General features: G+C 34.0%; 26 protein-coding genes. 9 read left to right on the top strand and 17 right to left on the bottom strand.

The window, feature by feature from the left end:
- The gene (locus tag WBG07_RS03605; RefSeq protein WP_340199118.1) at positions 1 to 465 is read left to right on the top strand and encodes a DUF2147 domain-containing protein; all 465 of its coding nucleotides are present in this window, start codon (positions 1 to 3) and stop codon (positions 463 to 465) included.
- 80 nt (positions 466 to 545) lie between these two features.
- Positions 546 to 2,999: a replication restart helicase PriA gene (gene priA, locus WBG07_RS03600; protein WP_340199117.1), complete on the top strand. Its 2,454-nt coding sequence runs from the start codon at positions 546 to 548 to the stop codon at positions 2,997 to 2,999.
- Positions 3,000 to 3,002: 3 nt separating this feature from the next.
- Here the strand turns inward: priA and WBG07_RS03595 are convergent, their stop codons facing one another.
- The gene (locus tag WBG07_RS03595) at positions 3,003 to 3,695 is read right to left on the bottom strand and encodes a LytR/AlgR family response regulator transcription factor (RefSeq protein WP_340199116.1); all 693 of its coding nucleotides are present in this window, start codon (positions 3,693 to 3,695) and stop codon (positions 3,003 to 3,005) included.
- Between the two features lie 180 nt (positions 3,696 to 3,875).
- On the opposite strand from WBG07_RS03595, the gene rpsF reads away from it, so the two are divergent.
- The 6 genes from rpsF to hisS all read left to right on the top strand — a co-directional run bounded on the left by rpsF (position 3,876) and on the right by hisS (position 10,223).
- Positions 3,876 to 4,214, top strand: a complete 339-nt coding sequence (gene rpsF / locus WBG07_RS03590; RefSeq protein ID WP_340199115.1) for a 30S ribosomal protein S6 — start codon at positions 3,876 to 3,878, stop codon at positions 4,212 to 4,214.
- A gap of 6 nt (positions 4,215 to 4,220) precedes the next feature.
- Positions 4,221 to 4,520 carry a 30S ribosomal protein S18 gene (gene rpsR / locus WBG07_RS03585; protein WP_340199114.1) on the top strand — a complete coding sequence of 100 codons (300 nt, stop codon included), beginning with the start codon at positions 4,221 to 4,223 and terminating at the stop codon, positions 4,518 to 4,520.
- A gap of 14 nt (positions 4,521 to 4,534) precedes the next feature.
- Complete coding sequence (gene rplI, locus WBG07_RS03580) at positions 4,535 to 4,987, top strand: 50S ribosomal protein L9 (RefSeq protein ID WP_340199113.1); 453 nt, start codon at positions 4,535 to 4,537, stop codon at positions 4,985 to 4,987.
- A 110-nt stretch (positions 4,988 to 5,097) separates the two neighbouring features.
- On the top strand, positions 5,098 to 8,262 hold the full coding sequence (locus WBG07_RS03575; RefSeq protein ID WP_340199112.1) for a TonB-dependent receptor: 3,165 nt from the start codon (positions 5,098 to 5,100) through the stop codon (positions 8,260 to 8,262).
- Between the two features lie 57 nt (positions 8,263 to 8,319).
- Positions 8,320 to 8,796, top strand: a complete 477-nt coding sequence (locus tag WBG07_RS03570; RefSeq protein WP_340199111.1) for a DUF6495 family protein — start codon at positions 8,320 to 8,322, stop codon at positions 8,794 to 8,796.
- Positions 8,797 to 8,843: 47 nt separating this feature from the next.
- Positions 8,844 to 10,223: a histidine--tRNA ligase gene (gene hisS, locus WBG07_RS03565; RefSeq protein WP_340199110.1), complete on the top strand. Its 1,380-nt coding sequence runs from the start codon at positions 8,844 to 8,846 to the stop codon at positions 10,221 to 10,223.
- Positions 10,224 to 10,303: 80 nt separating this feature from the next.
- On the opposite strand, the gene WBG07_RS03560 is transcribed toward hisS, so the two are convergent.
- The 16 genes from WBG07_RS03560 to WBG07_RS03485 form a co-directional block, all read right to left on the bottom strand.
- Positions 10,304 to 11,065, bottom strand: coding sequence for a DUF3667 domain-containing protein (locus WBG07_RS03560; RefSeq protein ID WP_340199109.1), 762 nt, complete (start codon positions 11,063 to 11,065; stop codon positions 10,304 to 10,306).
- A 3-nt stretch (positions 11,066 to 11,068) separates the two neighbouring features.
- Complete coding sequence (locus WBG07_RS03555) at positions 11,069 to 11,458, bottom strand: VOC family protein (protein ID WP_340199108.1); 390 nt, start codon at positions 11,456 to 11,458, stop codon at positions 11,069 to 11,071.
- A 235-nt stretch (positions 11,459 to 11,693) separates the two neighbouring features.
- Entirely contained in the window at positions 11,694 to 12,131 is a 438-nt protein-coding gene (locus WBG07_RS03550) for a hypothetical protein (protein ID WP_340199107.1), read from the bottom strand.
- Positions 12,132 to 12,145: 14 nt separating this feature from the next.
- On the bottom strand, positions 12,146 to 12,970 hold the full coding sequence (locus tag WBG07_RS03545; RefSeq protein ID WP_340199106.1) for an aminotransferase class I/II-fold pyridoxal phosphate-dependent enzyme: 825 nt from the start codon (positions 12,968 to 12,970) through the stop codon (positions 12,146 to 12,148).
- Positions 12,971 to 13,091: 121 nt separating this feature from the next.
- On the bottom strand, positions 13,092 to 13,343 hold the full coding sequence (locus WBG07_RS03540) for a phosphopantetheine-binding protein (protein WP_340199105.1): 252 nt from the start codon (positions 13,341 to 13,343) through the stop codon (positions 13,092 to 13,094).
- Between the two features lie 18 nt (positions 13,344 to 13,361).
- Entirely contained in the window at positions 13,362 to 14,636 is a 1,275-nt protein-coding gene (locus tag WBG07_RS03535) for a beta-ketoacyl-[acyl-carrier-protein] synthase family protein (RefSeq protein WP_340199104.1), read from the bottom strand.
- Entirely contained in the window at positions 14,629 to 15,081 is a 453-nt protein-coding gene (locus tag WBG07_RS03530) for a 3-hydroxyacyl-ACP dehydratase FabZ family protein (protein WP_340199103.1), read from the bottom strand. Before WBG07_RS03530 ends, WBG07_RS03535 begins: the two co-directional genes overlap by 8 nt.
- Before the next feature lie 3 nt (positions 15,082 to 15,084).
- Complete coding sequence (locus WBG07_RS03525; protein ID WP_340199102.1) at positions 15,085 to 15,861, bottom strand: SDR family NAD(P)-dependent oxidoreductase; 777 nt, start codon at positions 15,859 to 15,861, stop codon at positions 15,085 to 15,087.
- A gap of 30 nt (positions 15,862 to 15,891) precedes the next feature.
- Positions 15,892 to 16,947: a type III polyketide synthase gene (locus WBG07_RS03520; protein WP_340199101.1), complete on the bottom strand. Its 1,056-nt coding sequence runs from the start codon at positions 16,945 to 16,947 to the stop codon at positions 15,892 to 15,894.
- Between the two features lie 17 nt (positions 16,948 to 16,964).
- Positions 16,965 to 17,675, bottom strand: a complete 711-nt coding sequence (locus WBG07_RS03515) for a methyltransferase domain-containing protein (RefSeq protein WP_340199100.1) — start codon at positions 17,673 to 17,675, stop codon at positions 16,965 to 16,967.
- Entirely contained in the window at positions 17,672 to 18,796 is a 1,125-nt protein-coding gene (locus tag WBG07_RS03510; protein WP_340199099.1) for an NAD(P)/FAD-dependent oxidoreductase, read from the bottom strand. Before WBG07_RS03510 ends, WBG07_RS03515 begins: the two co-directional genes overlap by 4 nt.
- Before the next feature lie 190 nt (positions 18,797 to 18,986).
- A complete protein-coding gene (gene tssO / locus WBG07_RS03505; protein WP_340199098.1) occupies positions 18,987 to 19,493 on the bottom strand; it encodes a type VI secretion system TssO in 507 nt (168 codons plus the stop codon).
- A gap of 28 nt (positions 19,494 to 19,521) precedes the next feature.
- Positions 19,522 to 20,682, bottom strand: a complete 1,161-nt coding sequence (locus WBG07_RS03500) for a hypothetical protein (protein ID WP_340199097.1) — start codon at positions 20,680 to 20,682, stop codon at positions 19,522 to 19,524.
- A 4-nt stretch (positions 20,683 to 20,686) separates the two neighbouring features.
- A complete protein-coding gene (locus WBG07_RS03495) occupies positions 20,687 to 21,685 on the bottom strand; it encodes a PKD domain-containing protein (RefSeq protein ID WP_340199096.1) in 999 nt (332 codons plus the stop codon).
- On the bottom strand, positions 21,682 to 23,535 hold the full coding sequence (locus WBG07_RS03490) for a type VI secretion system baseplate subunit TssF (protein WP_340199095.1): 1,854 nt from the start codon (positions 23,533 to 23,535) through the stop codon (positions 21,682 to 21,684). Before WBG07_RS03490 ends, WBG07_RS03495 begins: the two co-directional genes overlap by 4 nt.
- A 6-nt stretch (positions 23,536 to 23,541) precedes the next feature.
- A complete protein-coding gene (locus WBG07_RS03485; RefSeq protein WP_340199094.1) occupies positions 23,542 to 23,973 on the bottom strand; it encodes a GPW/gp25 family protein in 432 nt (143 codons plus the stop codon).
- A 521-nt stretch (positions 23,974 to 24,494) separates the two neighbouring features.
- Here WBG07_RS03485 and WBG07_RS03480 point away from each other — a divergent pair.
- Positions 24,495 to 25,097 (top strand): C40 family peptidase, encoded by a 603-nt coding sequence (locus WBG07_RS03480; protein WP_340199093.1) that lies wholly within the window; start codon positions 24,495 to 24,497, stop codon positions 25,095 to 25,097.
- Positions 25,098 to 25,109 lie beyond the last annotated feature (12 nt).

Here is a 25,109-nt window from a genome sequence, read left to right as displayed (position 1 = left end):
ATGAAGAAACAAAAAAACAAAACAACAAAAAAAATAGACTTGTTTAAGTCTATAGTCCTCATGATCATACTTCTTTTTGCTATGCCAATGCAATCACAGGATATTTTTGGAAAATGGAAAAGTATAGATCATGAAACCGGAGAGATAAGATCTATTATAGAAGTTTATGAAGAAGAAGGGAAAGTGTTTGGGAAAATTATAAAAGTATTGGCAAAGGGCAGACAAAATGGAAAGTGTACCCTATGCCCTGGTGATAAAAAGAATGAACCACTCAAAGGGTTAGTAATAATAGAAGGATTGGAAAAAGAGGAGGATGCCTATTCTGGGGGTACTATAATTGACCCTGCGAAGGGAAAAAAATACCGTTGCAAAATTTGGGTAGATCCGGCTAAACCAGATGTGCTTAATGTGCGTGGGTACGTGTCTCTTTTTTACAAGACTCAATATTGGCCTAGAAGCAAATAAGTTATTAACAATAAACAAGATGCCATCTATTTTTAGATGGTTTTTTTATAAAAATTTTTGAAGAACCGTAAATTTGTAGAATGCGGTATTTTATAGATGTGATTCTTCCTATTCCGGTTGAAAATCTTTTTACATACGAAATCAATAAGGCTGAAGCGGCCTTCTTGAAAACAGGAATGCGTGTATCTGTGCCTTTTGGAAAATCAAAAATTTACACAGCTTTAGTGTATAAGGTACATCAAACACCCCCTGAAATTTATGAAGCAAAAGAGATTCATCAGATTTTAGATGAAAGTCCCATAGTAACACAACATCAAATAGCACATTGGAAATGGATAAGTGCGTATTATATGTGTACGCTAGGAGAAGTTTTTAGAGCTGCAGTACCCAGTGCATTTTTGTTAGAAAGCGAAACTATAATAACTCGTGGTGAAAATTTTACAGATAAAAGTCTTGATTTAAAGGATGATGAGTGGTTAGTGTATGAAGCCCTTCAGCATCAATCTATACTTCGTATACAAGAGATTAGTGATATTATTGATCGTAAAAATGCCTTACCTGTTTTACATAGGTTAATGGAAAAACAGGTAATCACACTTAAAGAAGAACTTTACGAGCAATACAAGCCAAAAATGGTTAAATATGCAAGGCTCCATGAGAGTTACCAGTCTGATGAAGCATTGCATTTATTATTAGATGAACTTGATCGAGCTCCAAAACAAAAAAAAGTAATACTCGCTTTATTTTCAATGAAAGCTATTGATCGTAAACCTATTACAATAAAAAGGTTGAGTTCAGAAAGCGGTGCTTCTGCTGCTATTATTAAAGCCTTGCAAGACAAGGGTATTTTGGATGTGTATTCCATTCGTAAAGACCGAATTTCTTTTGACCAGAAGATATTGTCAGAATCAAAAGAACTAAATGAATACCAGCAAACTGCGTTAGCAGCTATTAATACATCCTTTGAACAGAAAGAAGTCACCCTGTTACATGGGATCACCTCTTCTGGGAAAACAGAAGTTTATGTGAAACTCATAGAAAAAATTATTGCTTCCGGAAAGCAGGTTTTGTATTTGTTACCTGAAATTGCATTGACTACACAATTGATAAGTCGCTTAAAATTATATTTTGCAGATCAGATCAGTATCTATCATTCCAAATATAATGTTCATGAAAGGATTGAAGTTTGGAATAATATTCTAAATAAACAAAAAAAAGCCAGAATTATTGTTGGGGCCCGATCTGCTATTTTTTTACCCTTTACAGATCTTGGACTTATCATTATAGATGAGGAACATGAAACTTCTTTTCGTCAGCATGATCCAGCACCTAGGTATCATGCCCGTGATAGTGCCATTGTTTTGGCCGCTCAACATCATGCCAAAACACTCCTTGGATCTGCTACACCTTCTATTGAAAGTTATCTAAATGCCAAAGAAAACAAATATGGGTTTGCAGCCATTAAAAGGAGATATGGTAATGTTTTACTCCCTGAAATGGAGTTGGTAGATTTAAAAGAAAAACGAAGAAAAAAACAAATAAAAGGGCATTTTTCAGACCGTTTAATAGAAGAGATTTCAATAGCACTTTCTAACAAAGAACAGGTAATACTTTTTCAAAATAGAAGAGGGTATGCACCTATTGTAGAATGTAACATTTGTGGACACTCGCCTCAATGCCCCAATTGTGACGTGAGTCTTACGTATCATCAATTCAGAAAGCAGTTACGATGCCATTACTGTGGCTATCATATGGCATGGCAGCAACAGTGCAGAGCGTGTGGTAGTAATGAGTTGGATACCAAAGGGTTTGGAACGGAGCAAATTGCTAATGAGTTGGATACTCTTTTTCCAAAAGCTAAAACTGCCCGTATGGATTCTGATACCACCCGAGGGAAGTATGGTTATGAGAAGATAATTAGCTCTTTTGAAGAAATGGAAACAGATATTCTAGTAGGTACACAGATGCTTACTAAAGGATTGGATTTTAGAAATGTTTCTCTGGTAGGTGTTATGAATGCAGATCAATTATTAAATTATCCTGATTTTAGAGCTTTTGAAAGAAGTTTTCAACTAATTCAACAAGTGGCAGGTAGAGCAGGAAGAACCCAAAAAAGAGGAAAGGTGCTAATCCAAACATACAATCCGTTTCATCAAATCTTACAACAAGCATCTACCAATGATTATGAAGGTATGTACAGTGATGAGTTAAATGATAGAATACAATTTAAATATCCACCGTTTTTTAGATTGATTCGGATTACGTTTCGTCATAAAGATTTTAATAAACTCAATGAAGGAGCAGCTTGGTTTGCCAAAGCGATGAGAAATAATTTTGGAGCTTATGTGCTTGGTCCAGAGCAGCCTGCTATTGGGAGAATACGAAATGAATATATTAAACACATCACACTAAAGATTCCGAAAAAACAACCATTAGGACAAACTAAAGTAGTTATTAAAAGGATAGACAAAAGTTTCAAAGCAGTAACTTTCTACAGGAGTATTCGAGTAATTTACAATGTGGATCCTTATTAAGTTTTAGGCGTTGTTTAGTGCCTCAGTAAGTTCCGCTTTCTTGTTCCGACTTAAAGGGATTTGTTTTCCATTTACTTCTACATTTTTACTATTAAACTTCTGTACTTTATCAAGATTAACAATGTAGGATTTATGAATTCTTAGGAAACGATCACTTGGAAGTTCTTTCTCAAAAGATTTCATTGTTGATAGAATGACAATATTTGCATTATCTGTAACCAACTTAATATAATCACCTAATGCTTCTACCCAATTTATTTCACTAAGTAAAACTTTACGTTTCTTAAGATTGCTTTTTACAAAAATGTGCTCTTCATCTTCCTTTGATGCATGTTTCAATTGGTAGTTTTGAATTGCTCTTTTAACAGCAGCTTCAAAACGTTCATTAGTAATTGGTTTATGAAGATAATCAGTAACGTCATAATCAAATGCCTTCAATGCATAATCTGCCTTGCCAGTTACTAAAATAATTTGAGGAGGTGACTCCAGAGATTCTATAAGATCAAAACCACTTACTACAGGCATTTCCACATCTAAGAAGATGAGGTCTATATTTTCGTTCTTTAATCCATTCTTAGCTTCTATCCCATTGCTATATTCTGCAACTAGATTTAGCGAAGGATGATTCTTAATTAATCTTGCCACCGCCATGCGTTGTAGATTGGAATCGTCGACAATAATACAGTTTAACCTCATTTTTGTTATGGATAATCCGGGTTGTAAATTTAACACAATTTTAGTGAAAATATTGCAAGGCTACAATTTTTGTTTATAAAAAGGGGGTTTTTCTCGTGCTTCAAAGTATTGTGTCTATTTTAATTGGTCAATAGATTAATTATTCGTAGTTTTGCAGCCTTAAATTATAAAACAAGATTTATGAACAATTATGAAACTGTTTTCATTCTCAATCCCGTTTTATCTGATGTACAGATAAAGGAAACAGTTAAGAAGTTCGAAGATTTCTTAATTGCGAAGGGCGCTGAGTTTGTATCAAAAGAAGATTGGGGGCTAAAGAAATTAGCGTATCCAATTCAAAACAAGAAAAGTGGATTTTACCATCTTTTTGAATTCAAAGTTCCCGGAGAAGCTATTGATCCTCTTGAAACCGAATTCAGAAGAGATGAGCGTATTATGCGATACTTAACCGTAAAGCTTGATAAATATGCTATAGAATGGGCGGAAAAAAGAAGAGTTAAAATGAAACAAAAAGCTTAAGGAATTATGTCAACATCTATAGAGCAACAGGCTAAAGGAAAAAAAGATGGAGAAATTAGATATCTAACTCCATTAAACATAGAGACCTCAAAAACGAAAAAATATTGTCGTTTTAAGAAATCAGGTATTAAATATATTGATTATAAAGATCCTGATTTTCTTCTGAAATTTGTAAACGATCAAGGTAAAATTCTTCCAAGAAGACTTACTGGAACTTCATTGAAGTATCAAAGAAAAGTTTCTGTAGCAGTTAAAAGAGCACGTCACTTGGCTTTAATGCCTTATGTAGCTGATTTATTAAAATAAAAGAAAGGCAAACTATGGAACTTATATTAAAGAAAGACGTAGAAAATTTAGGATTTAAGGACGATGTAGTAGCCGTTAAAAATGGTTATGGTCGTAATTTTTTGATTCCTCAAGGTCTTGCTGTAATGGCTACTCCTTCTGCTAAAAAAGTATTAGCAGAAAATTTGAAACAACGTGCTTTTAAAGAGCAAAAAATTGTGGATGAAGCCAATAAAATAGCAAACGGCATCAAAAAATTAGAAGTAAAAATTACTGCAAAAGCTGGTGGCGGAGATAAATTGTTTGGATCTGTTAACAATGCAAACCTTGCAGGGATTTTTGAAAAAGAAGGATTTAGTATAGATCGTAAATACATTAGCGTTACTGGGGGTAATATCAAAAGAACCGGTAAGTATGAAGCTACTGTAAGATTGCATAGAGATGTTATTGTTGAAGTGCCATTTGAGGTAATTGCGGAAGCAAAATAGTAAACAATTTTCGTTAATAACTTGTTAAAGGTTGCTCTTAGAGCAGCCTTTTTTTGTTTTAGTTTTGTAAGTATTATAGTATTAATCAGTATTTATTTAACTAAATAAAAATGCAAAAAATATTAGCGAGTGTTCTTTTCCTTCTGGTGATTTTGGCAGGAAATGCTCAAGTAACTACTTCTAATATAAGGGGACTTATACTAGATGATCAAGGAGAACCTCTGTTAGGAGCAAATATTGTAGCGATACATACTCCAACAGGTACTAAATATGGAGCAGCTTCTAATGAAGATGGACGCTTTAATATGCTTAATCTTCGGGTAGGTGGGCCTTATTCGATATCGGTAAGCTACATAGGTTTTCAAGAACAATTAATTTCAGATGTATTTCTTTCTTTAGGGCAAACCTATAATGTAGAATTAAAAATGATTTCAGACAGTCAGGCCTTAGAAGAAGTGGTGGTAACTGTAGATAGAAATGGTGTTTTTGGGAATGATCGCACTGGAGCTGAAACAAATGTAGGAAGAAGAGAACTCACTAGATTGCCTACCATAACAAGATCGGCATCTGATTTTTACCGTATTGAACCTTCCGCAAGTGGGGGGTCTTTTGGAGGAAGAAATGACCAATTTAATAATTTCTCATTGGATGGAGCCATTTTTAATAACCCATTTGGGCTAGACGCAGCAACTCCTGGAGGTCAAACAGATTCGCAACCCATATCACTTGATGCGATTGATCAAATTCAGGTTTCTACGGCTCCTTATGACGTAACACAATCAGGATTTACAGGGGCGTCTGTTAATGCAGTTACTAAAAGTGGTACAAATGATTTTTATGGAACAGTCTATGGTTTCTTTAGAAATGAAGATCTTACCGGAGGTAAAATAAGAGGAGAGGATTTGGTGAAACCAGATTTAAGTCAAAATCAATACGGAATAAGTATTGGTGGGCCAATAGTGAAAAATAAACTATTTTTCTTTGCCAACTTTGAAAAAGATGAACGAAGTGATTTGGGATCTGCTGGTTTTGTACCTAACAGAGGTACCGGAGCGGTGAATGAATCTAGAGTGCTGGCTTCAGATTTTGAATTGGTCGATAATGTATTACGTCAAGTAGTTATAGGACAGGATTCTCAAGGAAATGATATTTTTTATAATCCCGGAAGATTTGAAGGCTTTACCTACGATGCTTCTTCTACAAAGGGTATTTTTAAACTAGATTGGAATATCAATGAAAATAATCGCCTAGCATTCATATACAATTTTCTGGATGCTTCCAAAGAAAAGCCGGCACACCCTAGTGCATTAGGTTTTAGAGGACCTAACGCAACTACGCTTCAGTTTGAAAATGCAGGTTATGAAATTAATAATCGCATTCAATCTTTCCAATTAGAATTAAACTCAACTTTATCAGAAACAGCAGTTAATAAATTGCAAGTTGGATACACACATTTTGACGATTTTAGAAATGCACTTTCCACACCCGCACCTACCATAACATTGCAGGAGGGTGGTTCCAATTATATAATCGCTGGTCATGAGCCTTTTTCTATCAATAACAAACTTGACCAAAAAGTATTTCAGTTTACAAATAATTTGAACGTTTTTAAAGGAGATCATACATTTACTATTGGTATTTCTTTTGAAAAATTCCAATTTGATAATTCATTCAATCTTGGAGTTTATGGTGCGCAGGGAGTTTTCTTCCCAACGGGTAACATTTCAGATTTTAGAGATCCATCTAATACTCCTGGATTGGTAGATTTTTACCAGAATGCTTTTGATGCTGCTATTGCAGCTAATGCAAGTTTAGAAGCTAATGGGGAAGGAAATGCTGGAGGTTGGGCACTTGCAGAGACTAATGTAGGTCAATTAGCATTTTATCTTCAGGATGAATGGAATGTAAATGAAAAATTCAAATTAACTTATGGAATTCGTTTCGATAAACCCTTGTATTTTGATTCTTCAGAAAAGGCACAGGATGTTATAGACGTTGCTCCAGCATACGTCCCAGATATACCATATGTAGATCCTGAAACAGGAGAAACCGTATTTTTTGACTCTACGGAGCTACCAACAAATGATGTTTTAGTTTCGCCCCGTGTTGGTTTTAATTGGGATGTGAAAGGGGATAATTCATTTCAGGTTCGAGGAGGCACAGGGGTTTTTACTGGTAGATTGCCGTTTGTTTGGATAGGAAATCAAATTGCAAACCCAAATGTCTTTTTCTATCAGGTGGTTGACCCCGATTTTAAATTTCCACAGGTATGGAGGTCTAGCCTAGGTGCCGATTATAAGTTAAAAGATGGTACCATTCTCTCGGCAGATTTTGCCTACACAAAAGACATAAACGCACCCCACGTTCAGAATTGGGGACTTTTGGAGCCATCTGAAAATTTAAGTGGGGTAGATACCAGACCAATTTATGCAGATGCTGATTTGATTAATAATGCCTATGTGTTTACAAACTCTGATAAAGGACGCATCTTTAATGCGACTATCAAAGCGCAAAAAACATGGACGAATGGATTATATGCGAGCCTTGCCTACAATTATCTGGATGCAAAAGATGTTAACTCCATAGAAGCCGAGATAACAGGTGATGCATTTGCTTTTAATCCTGCTTTAGGCAATGTAAATAATGATGTGCTTGCCAACTCAAGATATGGAGATAAACATCGCATTATTGGTATTGCCAGTAAGAAGTTCAATTATGGAGGGGAAACATGGTCTACTACTATTTCTACTTTTTTTGAGTATGCACAAGGTGGAAGATTTAATTATACATATGGAGGAGATATTAATAATGATGGTTCTAATTTAAACGATCTTATCTATATACCTACGCAAGCAGAAGTATCTCAAATGCAATTTACGGGTTCTGGACAAGCAGAAGCTTTTGAACAATTTATACTCCAAGACGACTATTTAAGCGGAAGAAGAGGTCAATATGCAGAACGTTACGGGGCTTTAGCCCCTTGGAGAGGAAAATGGGATGTACGTTTTCTTCAAGATTATCGCTTCAAGGTTTCTGGTAATAAAACAAATACCATTCAATTTAGTATTGATGTATTAAATATAGGGAATCTTATTAGTTCAGACTGGGGACTTATTCAGCAACCAACAAATGTTCAGCCTTTAGGTGTAACCGTTGATTCCAACAATAACCCAACATTTACATTTAACCCAGAACTGCAGGAAACGTTTGTATATGACTCTAGTTTGCTTTCCAGATGGCAAGCGCAATTTGGGTTGCGTTACATATTTAATTAATAGCAAAATAAGTATTTTTGAACCGTTCCGTTTTAGGGGCGGTTTTTTTTAATTAGTATGAAGTACCAAAGATTAACACGAGAGCAATTTGAAGAACTCCATCAGGAGTTTATTAATTTTTTAGCAACACAGTCTATTACTGCTTCGGAATGGAAAGAGTTGAAAGTTAATAAGTCTGATATTGTAGAACAAGAATTAGATATATTTAGTGACTTGATCTGGGAAGGAGTTTTAAAAAAGGTGCGCTATCTTGAAAATATTTCTGCTTATTCCATGCAATTATTTCATATTGGCGATAAAAAAATGGAACTGATAGCGGTTAAACTTACCCATAAATCTCATGATCTTACCACTAAGAGTGGATTCCAGTGGTTCAAAGAGAATCTGAAGGAGGATAGTGTAGAATTTTTTACAGCTTCTAAAGAATTCTCTGAAGATAAGTATGAAGATATATTTCAGTTAATTTTACAAGGATCTGTTATTACTAAAGGAGCTCTTTATCAATCTTTAGATAAATTTATTAAAGCAACCTGAGTTCCCATAGAAATTAAGATATTTGCACCCAGATAAATTGGTGATTAATGGCACAGAAACCCGGAATTCCTAAAGGAACCAGAGACTTTTCTCCTGAAGAAGTAACAAGGCGTACTTATATCATAAACACTATCAAAAAACACTTTGAGACGTTCGCATTCCAACCCATAGAAACCCCTTCTTTTGAAAACTCGGAAACCCTAATGGGTAAATATGGAGATGAGGGAGACCGATTAATTTTTAAAATATTAAATTCTGGGGATTACCTTTCAAAGGTAGATACTGCTTTATACAATGAGAAGTCTTCAAGTTTGCTTACCTCAAAAATATCTGAAAAAGCATTAAGGTATGATTTAACCGTTCCTTTTGCCAGATATGTAGTAATGCATCAGAATGAAATTGACTTTCCTTTTAAACGTTATCAGATACAAGCTGTATGGAGAGCAGATCGTCCACAAAAAGGAAGGTTTAGAGAATTTTACCAGTGTGACGCAGATGTAGTAGGTTCAGATTCATTATGGCAGGAGGTTGAATTTGTGCAATTGTATGATGCCGTATTTACATCCTTAGGAATTAGCGGGGTACATATTAAATTAAACAATCGCAAAATACTTTCGGGTATAGCCCAAGTAATTGGTGAAGCAGATAAACTGATTGACTTTACAGTTGCCTTAGACAAATTGGATAAGATTGGAAGGGAAGGTGTTAAGAAAGAGATGTTAAACAAAGGAATTTCAGAAAAAGCAATAAAGGCTATTGAACCTATTTTAGACCTATCTGGGACTAATGAAGAGCAACTGGAACAGTTAAGGGGTATTCTGGTTTCGTCTGAGGAGGGACAAAAGGGAGTGGAAGAGCTTCAATTTATTGTGAAATCAATACAAGAATTGGGATTACAAACAGCTAGCCTCGGGATTGATGTAACTCTTGCAAGGGGTTTAAATTACTATACGGGCGCCATATTTGAAGTGGAAGCACCAAAAGGGGTTAAAATGGGTTCTATAGGAGGTGGTGGACGCTATGATGACCTTACCGGAATCTTTGGTTTGAAAAACATTAGTGGAGTAGGAATTTCTTTTGGATTAGATCGTATTTACTTAGTCATGGAAGAACTAAACCTTTTCCCGGAAGCGGTTACTACTGGAACACAAGTACTCTTTGTTAATTTTGGTGAAAAAGAGGCCATGTATGCTATGCTAGCAATTCAAAAATTAAGAAAAGAGGGAATTAAAGCTGAGTTATATCCTGACACAACAAAAACGCAAAAACAGCTTAAATACGCACATAAAAGAGCTATTCCGTATGTTGTTCTTGCAGGAAGCGAAGAAATCTCAAATAATCAATTTACGCTAAAAAATATGATAGACGGCTCGCAGGATATCTTGGATTTGGAAGAATTGTTGAATAAGTTGGTGTCCCAAAAATAAAATTTGATAGGAGTTTGTATGTTAAAAATTAACGTTATTTAATTCATTACTCAGGTATTTCTCTTTAATAGCAGATTTTTTTAGTCTTTTAACAAAACTATCCATAGGGAAAAGCCGAACCCTAAAGAAATATATAAAAGAATACTCAAAATACTTGTAAAAAAATAGGTGACTATATTGCGAAAAGACCTTTTCTTAAAAAAAGAACCTATACAAAATAAGATGTATATTGCTAATAGAATTAATTGTATTTCATTGGCGTTAAAACTACTATACTTGCTAATAAACATTAGCGGAATACCAAATAGAATATACATTCCAGAAATATAAAAACCCATAGCTATATATTCTGCCAAATTTTGTTTTTTCCAAAAAAATAATTTAGTGATTACTGCTATAGAAAATACTAGAAAAAACATAATGTGATTAATATGAGCTACCATAAATCTGGCCGCCTGTCTTGTTTTGACTACGCTCCTTGGCAGCTCATTGCTGGAAGGGTCTATAGCTACCTGTCCTTCTAAAGGATCAAAATTAATCATAGTTCTTAGAATGATATACAAAGCAGTCATCAAAATAAAAAATGCAACCGGTTTATAGTAAGTTTTTCGTTTACCGGAAAAATATTCCCTAAACACGTCCCCAGGTTTAAGAATAAGTCCTTTAATGGTATAAAAAAGAGGTCCCTCCAACGCAAAAGAAGCACTCATAAAACTATTTAAAGTTTCTTTAAAAGTGATACGTCCTAAATTTCCTTTTTGTCCGCATTGAGAACAGAAATTCCCTGATAGATCAGACAAGCAATTAAGGCATTTTTTAGAGTTTTGAGTGTTAAAATTCATTGCTCACGTATTTATGGTAAACATCCATTGAATACCAAATGGGTCTTTTACCATTCCAAAATTCTCGTTTAATTCAAATAAGACTTTTCCATGCTCAGCGAGTTTCTCAAAGGCTTCTTTTCTAAACAGCATATCATCAAAAGCAACAAACATGGAAATATTCGTACCCTTAGTAACTTTGTGTTCTGGCAGATCATCTGAAGCTTTGAAATGAATTCCATTAGCAAAAAATTCCGAGTCAAAAATTCTTTTGGCATTTTCTGCATCTACCGGAATTGGAGAATCATCAAATGTTTCAATGGATTGTATGGTGCCATTAAATACATTACAATAGAAGTCTAATGCTTTGCGGCAATTTCCTGAAAATACGATGTATGGAATTAAGGTAGGCATTGTATGAGTTTATTTGTTAATGAATGGATTTCACTAAGTTGTTGCTTTACAAAGCTATAAGAATTTACCTGTATTTCTAATGTAGAATTAAAAAGATAACCCATCACAACCAGAACCTGCTTTTTAAAATAAGTATGTAAACAGCTTCTTTTATTTGTTTTACAGCAAATTAGTGGTTAAACATGCAACCGAATCAAAAATTGCGGTTAAATTATTTTAATTGAGTTTATATTCTTTAGACACTAAATTCTCTTAATGAACCCTTAAACCTTTTTTGAAGAAAGGAGAGGTTTCTTTGCGCTGGGGTTAATTGTTGCTGATAGAGTTCAGAAAGCTGTTTAAGCATACTATCTATATTTTCTTCTGAAATCCAGTTCGTAATGGTAAAACGCAGGCCCGCATTTTTTAATGGTACGCTGGGAAAAACTGAAGGACTTTGATAAAAGCCTTTTTCCATCATTTTTTTTCCAAGGACAAATACGTCTTCGGGGTCTCCAATAGGGATAAAAAAAATGGGAGTATTTCCTAATCCTAAAAATGGGATACCATATTTTGTAGCACGGGTTCTAAAGAAACTAATTTTATTTTTTAGTTGATTTTGTAAGACTGGTAACTCATCACTTAGATGAATATTAGCAGAAGCCATAGACGCCCCAATTACTGCGGGAACCATAGGTGAAGAAAAAATTAAAGGTCCTGCATGAATTTAGTTTCATTTTTTGCTTTTTCATCTTTAAAAATCATCACACCTCCCAACGAACCAAAACTTTTTCCTAAGGAGGTAATTAAAGCTATACGCTCATGAAGGGGGTATTTTTCCAGCACATGGCCTTCACCGTTTTTGCCTTTCCAGCTCATTCCATGCGCATCATCCATGTAAACATGAAAATGATCATAGGTGTTTAACATTCTGGTAATTTCATCCATGGGAGCCAGATCTCCATACATAGAGTAAATACCATCAGCCAGATACCAAATCTTGTTATAATTAGTTTTGTTAGTAATGAGTCGTTCTTCCAGTAGATCCATACGGTTATGCCTTATGACTTCTAATTTGGTACCTTGTGCTTTTAAAAGTTCTGATGCAGCAGTAACGCTGCTATGAACTTGGTGATCTAGAATAACAAGATCATTAGGACCTACCAATAGTGGCAGCCAGCCCACATGCCCTAGAGAAGTTGAAGTAGTAAGTAAGCAGGGATGACCAAAAAGTACTTCCAGTCTTTTTTCCAGTTGGTCTAAATAGCCCATTGAGATAAATGATCGAGAAGTAGGGAAAGAATTTCCATATTTTTCCAGCCCTTCTTTTGCACTTTGTTTTAGCCTTTCATCCAGAGCTAATCCCAGGTAACTGCAAGAGGCAAAATTGATCATTTTTCTTCCATCAATTGTTATTTCTTTTCCATTAAAAGTGTCATCTTCACTGTTTAGATGTCCAACTTTATACCCTATACCGGCATTTACAACTTCAAATAACTTAGCATTGCGCTTTGAAATCGATTTTTGATTCATAGTGCTTGTATTTTAACAATTATAGCTTCAGTAAAATTAAAAAGGATACTGTAAATATAAACGCCAGCTTTTTAGTTTTTTGGTTTCCAGAGAATTAATTTTTTGAAAGTTGTGCTAATATCTACTTTTCAGCTAATTTCTTTTCTACAATGTCAAGTGCATTTTTTACTGTTTGCATTTGATCCATATCTGCATCTTCAATCATGATGTCAAAGGAATCTTCCACATCAAGAATGATATCAACAAGATTTGCAGAATTTATGTTTAATTCAGTTACCAAATTACTTTCTGGAGTAATTGCTTCCACAGAAACATCTTCAGGTAAGTATATTTGAATAATTTCTTTGAGTTTTTGATAATGCTCTTCGTTCATGAGATTTCTTTTAAGTCGTCAAGATTTATATTTTTTAAAAATAACACAAGCATTTACATCCCCAAAGCCAAAACTTGCTTTTGCCATAATTTCAGGATCAAATACAACGGATTTAATAGGAATTTTTTCTTTAGATACCATTTTTAAAATTTCTGGATGTAGATCTACACAATTTCTATTTCCAAAAACCATTTTTTCAGTGAACTGCAAAATAGCACCCACACACTCTATACTACCAGCAGCAGCAAGGCAATGGCCTATAAGACTTTTGAAAGAGTTTATATAAGGAAAGTCTTCTTTAGAGCAGCCTAAGACTTCTTGCCAGTTTTGTATTTCAACTGGGTCTTTGGAAGTCGCCGTAAGATGTCCGTTTATAACGTCAATTTCGCTTTTTGCTACTCCAGCATAAGCAATGGCTTGTTTTAAACATCGTTTTACAGCTGTTGAATTAGGTGCGGTCATAGTGCCACCGCCCCGCTGTCCTCCACAATTTACTGCTCCACCAAGTACTTCAACATAGATTTTACTATTTCTTTTTTGGGCACTTTCTAAAGATTCAAGTACCAGGGCTCCAGCACCACTTCCTGGAACAAACCCACTGGCAGAAGCACTCATGGGTCTGCTGGCATCTTCAGGATTTTCATTATATTTTCTAGGAAGAATGCGCATGGCATCAAATCCGCCCCATACATAGGGACCACTGTCGCTACAGCTACCGGTGAGGATTCTTTCAGCATTTCCAGAAGCAATTCGCTCGTAAGCCATTAGAATACCTTCCGTTCCTGTACTGCAAGCAGAAGAATTGGTGGTGACCTGATTTCCGCAGCCTAGCAGCCCACCGAGATATGCACTAATACCACTAGCCATTGTTTGAAGGACGGTTGTGCTGCCCAACCTGCGTACATTTTTAGCATCTACCTTATAAATCGCATCACGAAATTTATCTACACCTAAAATTCCGGTTCCAAAAATAATACCACTATCCCAGTCTGGCGCAAGATCTGTAGCAATTTCCAGTCCCGCATCTTTCCAGGCATCTACACCGGAAATAACCCCATAAACAATTCCGCTTGCTTTTAAATCGCGAAGTTGCAGTGGAGTGAAATATTTTTTGATGTGCTCTTCAGGAATATTGGGTTTTCCAGCAATTTGACAGCGAAAGTTAAGTTCTTCTAATTCTGGATGGTGTTTAATACCACTTTTTCCTATTTTTAAGGCATGTGCAAATTCATTAATATTATTGGCATTTGGGGCACAAACTCCCATACCTGTTATGACAACTCTTCTACGCATTTTTTTTAGTAATAAGCATTCCGTCTAATTCACCTTTACATACCAAATTCCCTTTTTCGTTATGCATTTCAACCTTGCATCTTAATTTCTGAAACCTAAAGTATATTTTTTTTGAAGTAACCACTACTTTTTCTCCTGGAAAGACAGGTAACAAAAAATCCATTTTAGAACTGCTAAACCCTATTTTAAAATGAGTGGTCTCTATAGAATTTTCTTGTGATAACAAATAGATACCTAGGCATACGAGTCCAATTTGAGCACAGCATTCTGTTAAAATCACTCCGGGTGTTATAGGATTCTCAATAAAATGTCCTTTATAAAAGTCCAATTCTGGATGAAATGTATAAGTACCAGAAACTCCATCGTTAGTTATATTATTTAATTCATCTACAAACAAAAATGGATGTTGATAAGGGAGTTTTTGTATGATTTGCTCAAAATTCATCAATTACTGTAAACTTTCACCTCCATCTACTTTGATTATGGTACCATTAATCCATTTAGCTTCAGGAGTGGTTAATAAATATACAGCATTTGCCACGTCTTGTGGGGTTGTTAACCTGCCAAATGGATTTTTTTTCAAACTAAATTCTTTTATTTCCTCATAACCAGGAATCAGATTAAAAGATTTGGTTTCTGTTACTCCTGCTTGAATGCAATTTGCCTTAATCCCGCATGAGGCAAATTCTAATGCAATACTTCGGGTTAATGCTTCTAGCGAAGCTTTAGCAATGGAGACGGCTCCATAATGTTTCCATGCTTTACTACTTCCTTCACTGGTAAAAGAAATAATTCTGGTGTCTGTATCAAACAGATCATTTGTATGTAATGCTTTGGTCCAGTCATATAAACTTAATGCCATTGCTTGAATACTGGTTTGAAAGTCTTCATTAGTTAATGATTCTTTTGAATTCATAGGTTTTAAACTGCCTTTAGCAATACTGTGAACAAGCACTTTTATTTTTGCTTCTTTAGGCAGTACTGCTGAGATAAGGGATAAAAGATTTTCTCTAACCTTTAAGTTTACTGCATCTTTATTATATGAAATCAGTGTAACTCCCGTCTTTCTTATTTCATTAAAAGAACGATTAATCTCTTCAAGATCTAGTTTACGATCTCTGTGAATTATAATAAGGTTGTAGCCATGGCTAGCCAACTTTTTTGCGGTTGCAAGCCCAAGTCCAGAACTACCTCCTAAGATTAATGCCCAATGATTGTTCTTCATATCCTTTATAAAATTAGGAAAAACTTTTAGTTACCATTCAATTAATACTCTTTGTGCAGAAAATCCCGGGCCAAAACTGAGTATGAGTCCTTGTTCTCCAGAATGGATCTCTTTTGATAGAAACCTTTCCAAAACATATAAGACAGTAGCACTACTCATATTTCCATACAAACGTAGTGTTTCTCTAGTATCATCAATATTTTTGCCCAGTTTTCCAAAGAGTTCTTCTACTGTTTGCACAATTTTGCGCCCTCCCGGATGAAAGATGAGGTGATTTACTTTTTCAATGCTGCTATGGTGTTTGGCAAGAAAGGGATGCACAATCTCCGGAAATTTTTCTGTGATGGTTTCTGGAACTGCGGGGTCTAAAATCATTTTTAATCCGTCATTTGTCAAATCAAACCCCATAAGATGGGTAGCATCTTTAAAATGAAACATTTCTTCCCCTATAATTTTTGGCCCAGAAGCATCTTTTTCTGAAGAAAGTAATACACAAGCTGCACCATCTCCAAAAATAGCAGCACTTACCATATTTGCCATGGAGTGGTCATTCAGCTGAAAGGTAGCGGTAGGGCTTTCCACAGCTACCAGCGCAATTCTTTTCTCTGGGTTAGACTTTAAAAAATTATGTGCATAAATAAGCCCCGAGACGCCGGCTGCACAACCCATTTCAGTAACGGGAAGCCTTACCACATCTTGTCTAAGATTTAATTCATTAATAAGATATGCATCCAAAGAGGGAATCATGATTCCGGTACAGCTTACGGTGATAACATAATCTATAGAGTCTGGGGACCAATCTGTTTCTTGCAATGCCTTCCTTAATACAGAAGAACCTAGTTTTTTAGCTTCACGTACATAAATATTATTTTTATCCTCAAAAGAGGTCGCAGTAAATACTTCTTCAATATCCATGATTCCATATCTTTTATCTACAGCAGCACCTTCAAAAATTTTCATCACTTTGCGTTGAAATCTTTCATCTTCATTTGAAAGCCAAAGTTTTACGAAGGGTAAAATGTTTTTGGTTTCTCTGCAATAGGGGGGGAGTTGTTTAGCGCAATGTACAATATGTGTAGCGTTCATTAATAAAGGTTTGTTTATTAGGTTTTTCTTATGAGCCATAGATACCTAAAAGCCCATTTCCATTCAATTTTATGATTTACTCCAGGTAAATTTTTTGTGTAGGAAATTAATTCTTTCCTTATAAATGCTCTTCTGATTGAAATTAATCCATCAATTTTGGCAACACGTGTTTTTATAAAAATAAGACTAAACAATTTAAAAAGATAATACGCCCAGACACTTCTTTGCAAATCGTTTATAACGACGCCAATAGTGGCTATTTTAATAAAATATTTTATAAAACGTACAATAGCCTCATCATTAAAATGATGCATAGTTAAAGTACTTATAACGATATCACATCCTAAATTTTGAAAATTGGCAGTAAAAATGTCCTGTTTGAGATAGCTTATTTCAGGGAAGTTCTTAGATCGTTCTTTCGCTATAAGTAATGCTTCTTCATTAAGATCTATTCCAATAAAATTTACTTGATGTCTTTTTTTTCTAAAAGAAGTAGCCAATTTTCTTAGCATACTTCCTTCAGCACAACCAACGTCTACTATGGTATAACTTTGTTTTGGGTTTTCTTGAATAAGTCTAGTAACTGCTTTGTTAGTAATCTCAAAACCACCAAGTATGGTATTCACACGGTTAATATCGTCAAGTACTTCTTTTAAATCGGGAAGAGGTGTATCAAAGTCATCCATAATCTCAGGATCATGGCTCCTTTTAGAAAGATCTTTTATCATACTATTGGTTTTCCATGAGTGAGTTTAATAAGCTTTTGCAGGAGTTTAGGAGCTTTGCTAGCAAGCGTCATGGAATGCTTTGAAAGTGTTGGTGATAATAACAATGCCTGTAGTCTTCTACCCATCCACAATCTGCGTTTAAATGTAGAATTCCACAAGCGATGATATGCTTTTTCTAAATCAGATCTATTTTTAAGATTTCCTATAAAGTATTCATGAATTAGATCTGAAGCAATTTTGGCACTATGAATTGCCATAGCCATGCCGTTACCACATAAGGGGTGAATAAGTCCGGCGGTATCACCGCACATTAATATGTGGTTTTCAACTGGTTTTTTTTTATGGAAACTTATTTGAGCTATGGTTAATGGTTTTTCAAACAAAGGAGTAGCTTTTTCAAGAAATTCTTTTAAGAACGGATTTTCCGAAACTACATTTTTATGAAACGCTTCAATAGTATTGTAGGGTTTAAAACTATTGTAAGTAGTAAGATAGCAAAAGTTTACAGCACCGGTTTCGGTTTTAGACAATCCTCCATACCCACCATCAAAATTATGAAGAGCAACCAAATTATCTGGAAAATGATCAATTTGGTAGTGTGCTTTAACGCCTAACCAAGAAGACTTTTCTTTAAAAAAGTCCCTATTTAGTTGTTTGTCTAAATGGGCTCTTTTGCCATAGGCTCCAATAGTGATTTCTGCTGTATATTGTTGGTTTGAAGCTGTACTTACCGTGAAAAGGTTATTCTCATAATTAATAGTATTAACCGTATCAAATAAAAATTTTGCACCCTGTTTTTTTGCGTGTTTGAAGAGTAAATTATCAAAGGCATATCTACTAATACCTTTTCCGCCAAGAGGCAACTTAGTTGAGGTACAAGTACCTTTTTTTGTACTTAGTTGAAAATTTGTAATGGAAACAGCTCCTACTTTTTCTAAGGAGATGCCTAAAGTATTTAAATAAGGCAGAATCTCATTAGATACATATTCACCACACACTTTGTGATGCGGATATATATGCTTCTCAATTAAAAGAACGCGGTATTTTTTTTTGGATAAATCTAATGCTGCTGTAAGACCAGCCAATCCACCTCCAATAATAACTATGTTGTAATGATTCACTTTTGCTAAGATACATATATCTAAATCTTTTAAAGATATTGTTTATTGAAAAGCGAATAAGTAGGTGTTATTTTTTTAATTATCCATATTTGTATATCGAAATAGAATACTTAAGATGATTAAAAGTCTAAACGTATTTATATCATTTTTGTTTCATAATGAAAGCGCAGGTGAATAGGTCATCAATGAGCTATCTTATTCTCATCGCGTCTAGGTTTCTTTTAGCTGTTTCTAATTCTGTATTCACTCTTTCTAACTCTTCTTCATATTCGTCTAATTGTTGATCTATATCCTCATATTCTTTAAGTTTGTTTTTAAATTGGTGCAATTGCACATAAGACTTTATAATATTTTTATACATATCATATCTATCGCTAGAACCTTCTTTAGGAATTGATTTTTCTAAATCTACTATTCCTGAATTTATGAGTGCATTAATATATTGGTCATTTTGCCCAGGAGTATCTAGCGAATCAAGTAAGGAATTAATTTTAACCATCTCTTCTGAGAATTCTCGTTGAAATTCAGCCTCTTTTTCAATTACTTCTGATCTATCTCTTAATACTTTATTTTCTTTTAGGGGCACCTTGTTAAAATCAAAGAAGAAAGACACCACAATTAAGGCGGTAGTAAAAAGAAATAAAAGGGCAAACTTTAAGATACTGATTCTTCTTTCTTTGTTGTTTTTTGGTTTCATTTTGAATGTTAAGAATGATTAATATTGATTAGTCCCATAAAAAACTACGACGGGGTTTTGAATCTTTTTCTGCAATAACTTCTTCTTTTACAAAGATATTTGGGTCTAACTTCTTACCTATATAATCCAGTTCACTTAATTTTTTGAACAGCGTATGCATCAATCTGGTAAATTCAGAAACATGGTTTAGTGAGGTATTAATATCTGTATGCTGGTATTGTAGTTCTATTAAATCAATGAGTGTATTTTCAAATGCACCCTGATTAAGATCGCACCAATCTGATAGATAGTTTAATAATTCTTCTTTTCCGGTTCCATTGTATACATCCAAATTATTTTTTATTACCCGGGCTAAAGACATGAGTTTACTAATTAAAACAACTGGATGGGCGTACTTGTCATTAAGACGATATTCAGACAACATTCCTCCAATATACTGCAGAACGCTTTGAGAAAGTGTTAATACCATTTTGGCAAGTTCATTAGATTGCTTTTTTTGATATATCTTCTGAATAATAAGCATCGAGTAATTTTCTATTCTGTTATAGAAAACACCTATTTCTTGATAAGTATGTATTAAATCTGGATGACTTTGTATTGATGTGCATGGAGGGATGAATTCTTCTGCCAGTTCGGCATTTGTAGTTTCGTCAAAGCGTATTTTACCTAAAGTAATATGGTATTTGCCCAATTCTTCATCATTTGTTTCAGATTTTGGAACAATGCTAAGTTTGTATTCAGGGATCACAAAGGGATGTCGTGGAGGTTCTTCATTAGGTAAAGAATCTCCCAAAGGAATCCTTTGGTACGGATTAACCGATATAATAATATAACAGGCTTCTGTTTCACCTTCAATCTTATAATCTGTTTCAATAACACGGTTATTTCTTTCCAGTAATTCTGAGATTTCTTTAGTTATGTAAATTAAATGTCCTCCAGAGGTTATGGCGCTGCATTTCTGGAGTTGTATCTTAACTGTACCTTGCCCATCTATAGATAAACTCATTTCAATTGACCTTTCTAGCCCAGTCTGCGGTAATAAACCGTAATTGAATTCATTAATATTTTTAGAATTCATTAGCTGAGTCCTTTGGGTAAAGGCATTTTCGGCCTCAATAAAGTGTTCTTTATTGATTTTCATCCCATTTATCCAGTTAACCTGGTAATGATTCTGATCTTCTATTTTCATAGGTCTAAAATAAACTTTTACGATAATCTATATTGATATGTTCAATACAATTAGTATTTGGATTTCTAGTGATTTTTAATTCTTTAATCTTGATGGTTCTTCCTCTGATCTTTTCGCAAAATTCTGCAAAAGTGGTTTTTTTACCTTTGGCAATGATGGGCAGTTGGAGATTACCACAAAGAAATTTACTGAAACTTTCTTCAACATCATTTATTCTTTTTTTCGAAATATTTTCAATTCGGTCTTTAAATTTTTTATCCGTGATGTTGGGCGCTCTTTTTATGGGTATTAACTCAGTTGTTGAAGTAGTGTCTCCAGGAATATATTTAATTATAGATTTGCTCTCTTCAGATCTTCTAATTCTTCTTTTAGGTTTGCGTGTTTCTTTTTCTTTTGGTAAAACTTCTATTTGCTTTCTACCCTTGTATTTTGAATTACCGTTTACAATAAGTATGATAGTCTTTAATCCTGGGGATTCATAGGTGTATTCTGGATTCTTATCAGTGGAATTCACCTCTGCAGTTTCTCCAAATCGCCATTCCCATTTGTACGCATCTTTCGTTTCATCTTGTATTTTTAATACTTCACCTACTTTAATGGTTTCAGGCACGTTGAAACGGGCTAATTTTGAGGAATCAAGAATAAAGGCTTTTTCTTTGATGGTAATTGTTTTAACACTTTCACATTTCCCATTAACTTTAAGTTTAATTTGGTATTCTCCAGGTTTTTCAAAAGTATGAAATGTGGCGATGCCGGTTTTTTGATAAGAGTTGTCGCCAAAATCCCAAACTCTATCTAAGACATTTTGTGTGTTATCTCTAAACCTTATAATATCACCCACTCGGTAGCTCTTTGTATTGATTTCAAAATCCACTACATCACATGGAAAATAGTTGATATACTTATACGAAAAAACAGAAGTAGTAATCAAAATCGTAATAATGAAGAATAAGACAATGCTTCTGTCTAAATAGTGGTTATTGGGATTGTTTTCTGTTTTCATTTGGAATCTGTTTTTAGTTCGTTCATGATCATTACGTAGTAGGGGAAGACATTAAGAGATCTTTTTTCTAAAATGGACAAAATATTTGTTTTCAGGAAATCCCATTCCGTTTCAGAAGTATTGTCAGTTCTTTTGGGGTAGATGAGTATTTCAATAGCAGGTATTAATCCTTTGTTAACATCAATAGCTGTTTTAAAACTTTTTTGGATCTCTACTTTTTGAATTTTAGACCCGCATAATTCAAAACAAAGTGCTTTTACATCTTCTTTGCTAACAATTCTTTGTCTTGATAACAAGGCACTTCTATAGGTATATAAGCGCTCTTCCATGCTTAGATTATTTTTACCTTGAAAAGTAGGGGTGAGGAAGAAACTATTTTTTTGTTTCAATTCACTTCCTTTATAAACTGCTAAAGCACTTCCTGATTTAATATGGTTGGCCTCTTCCCCGTTAGTAGTCCAATACTTTATCATTAACGTATCTTTCTTAGCATAAGGTTTAATAGATATGTAGTTCATCTCGGCTACATTTCTAGTCATATCTTTGAGTTTGTTTTCTAGCGTTGCAATATTTTGATTCAATTCTCTAAGACTAGATTGTAAAAAGTCATTACCGTAGATTGAAAAAGCGGCACTTTCATCTTTTAATAATTCAATAAGATGTAAGAGGTATTCTTTGGCTTTTCTTGAATCTAATTTGCTAGTGTTGTCTCTTCTTATAATAAAAGTGCCTTTTTGATCCTTTTCAGTGTCATTTTCTCTAAATTTATAAGACATACCAGAAGTATTGTTTACCTCTTTAATATCCAAAAACAAATCCATTGTGCTTAGAGGAATAATATGGATATAATCCTTTAATTGATAGGTAATACTTTCAATTTTTCGATTCAACACCGGAAAAGCATTAAAAGAACAAAACAAACCGTTTAAGATGGTATTGTTAATAATTCTTGGAAAAACGATTTTAATCCAATGAAGTTCTTGAAAATCAGAATGGGTTTTTAAATCAATGAGGTCTGCAAATTCTACAGGAACTTTTAAAGGATCTTCAAGAGATACATCAGACCTTAAAGTCATAAAATATTTCTTATAGGTATTTTCTATGTAATTCTCAATGGTTTGCGTTTTTTTAGGTTTATTAGAAAAAATAGATTTCAATTCGTTTTTTTCAAACTCCAAACTATTAATAAAACCTGGCGACACTTCTAATGGGGCATCTTTATAATAAAACTGTGCTTGTTTTAGATTGTGATAGAATATTTCTTTATCTATGAGATTTAAGGATTCAAAAAAAATTGAAATATCATTTAAAGCAATCTTTTGATCACTTGTTTTTATTCCTAGGTACAGTGTTGAAGGAGGTAATGAGGAATTCTCTTTGAGCGTAAAAATGGTCGCTTTTGATTTTCCGTCTAATTCATAACCTTCTTTTCCACAAACAAGATGGGTTATACGTGCATCAATTAATTTGTTTTCATGAACAGGAGAGAAAAATATATTTTTAACTTTCTCACCGGTTTGTGGATCACTGATCTTCTTTTTAAAATAGAAAAGGTTTTCAGGTTTAATTAAACCGTTTGGACTCGTTGGTTCAGCATAAGCAATTCCATGGGCAGGTTTAACTCCGTATAAGCTTTCAGGAGTCATTAATTGTATAAGTCTTTCTGTAACCCGAGTCTCTGAGTTGTTGATTTGATTGGATATTTTCGCCATTTCTGATGAACAGGCGCTAATAAGTAAAGAAACAACAGGGTCAAAAGAACTCTCTATCTCGTTTGGTGTGACTCCCCAAAGATCGGCAGCCTTCTTGATCATCCGGTTTTTGATCTGTGTTTTATTTTCTATATTCATGAGTGGTTAATATGAAAGTGGAGCAATATAAAATCTTTCTATACAGGAAAACGCTTCATTTGTCTGACGAACAATTCCATCTATTTTGATATCAACACGTTTTTTTACTCTTTTTAATTTTTTTCCTTCATTAAATTCTTCTTGTCTTATCGTAACTTTTATTTGTGTTTTTTTTAATCTTTTCTCTTGGGTAGAAATATTTAACCTTAAAGATTCACTAATGAGATCTCTAAGCTTATTGGTACTCGTTAAATTGTCAAAGTCTACATCCCAAATAGAACATCCAAAAGATTCGTCAAAACTGCATTCTCCAAAATGCGTTGTAACAATTAAATGGATATAGTCAGAAATAGATTCTCTGATATTAGACTTCTTAACATTTTCATTGTCAATGATCTTCTTGGTCTCTAGAGGTATTTTGTAATAAGAATTTATCATACTTCTTAGGTGGGGCTATAATAAGTATTACGGAATTTTAGATTTAGGATAAGTTGTCGTTCACTTCACTGAGCAAACGCTAATTCTACTCTTAATAATACCATTTGCTTGTTTAAATGGCGATATTAGTTTTATAAATTATCATCTTTGTCTTTCTCTCATTTTTATAATAAATAAATTATAGGTACCTATTTGAGGTTCAAGTGTTTCAATTCATATTCTTAATCACGCAAGTTTAACATTTAGTAATCGAAAGAATATAACTATTAAAAATAAAGAAATAAATATAAGGCAATTTACTGAAAATTTTATATTTTCGATAAGAAAAAGATTATAAAATTTAAGTTTAAGTAGTATGTTCTTAATAAGAAATAATGTTGAATATGACATTTTTTGCTTAGGTTATATTAAGTAGTGAGTTCAGATGATGATTCTGTTAAGAATAATTTTTAATCTAGACAGAAAGCTTAAAAAGAATAGCGAAATGTAAGTGTTTGTTGATTGGTTTTAGAATTTTAGGTATGAGAATTTTTTTTAAAAATGTAGTTATTTGGATACTACTCATGGGCTTTGTAAGTTGTAAAAGCACTGATGAGGTTGTTTATAATGACAGCAATAAATTGGTGAAAATATTGCCAATTCAGGAAAAATATGGAGCTATTATTGGTGTAACTCCTGAAAAAGTTAAACCAGTTGTTCTATATGAATTTATAGATAGTTGGATGGGAACTCCTTATAAAATGGGAGGAGAAACAAAAAAAGGAATAGACTGCTCTTTCTTTGCACAGTTTTTATTCCATGATGTTTATGGGAGTTTGATAGAAAGAACTGCAGAGAAGCAGTTTATGGCACCCAGCACTGATAAATTTATAGGTCAGGAATACTTAAGACAAGGTGATTTGTTATTTTTTAACCCCAACGGTTCTCAATATTATGCAATAACGCATGTAGGGGTTTATTTAGGACATGGTAAATTTGTGCATTCTTCATCTAACCGAACTGCCTCTGGTAGTAACGGAGTTCAAATCAGTAATTTTAAGGATAAGCGATGGCAAGATATGTTTGTGGCGGCTGGGAGAAAATCTTTGAATAATTCCAGAGTTACAACATCTGGTAGCAATTAATTCAGAAAACAA

Origin of the sequence: Ascidiimonas meishanensis (genome assembly GCF_037782385.1) — a bacterium.
In the GTDB taxonomy this organism is placed as follows: Bacteria; Bacteroidota; Bacteroidia; order Flavobacteriales; family Flavobacteriaceae; genus Ascidiimonas; species Ascidiimonas meishanensis.
This window is presented reverse-complemented; position numbering and strand designations above follow the sequence as displayed.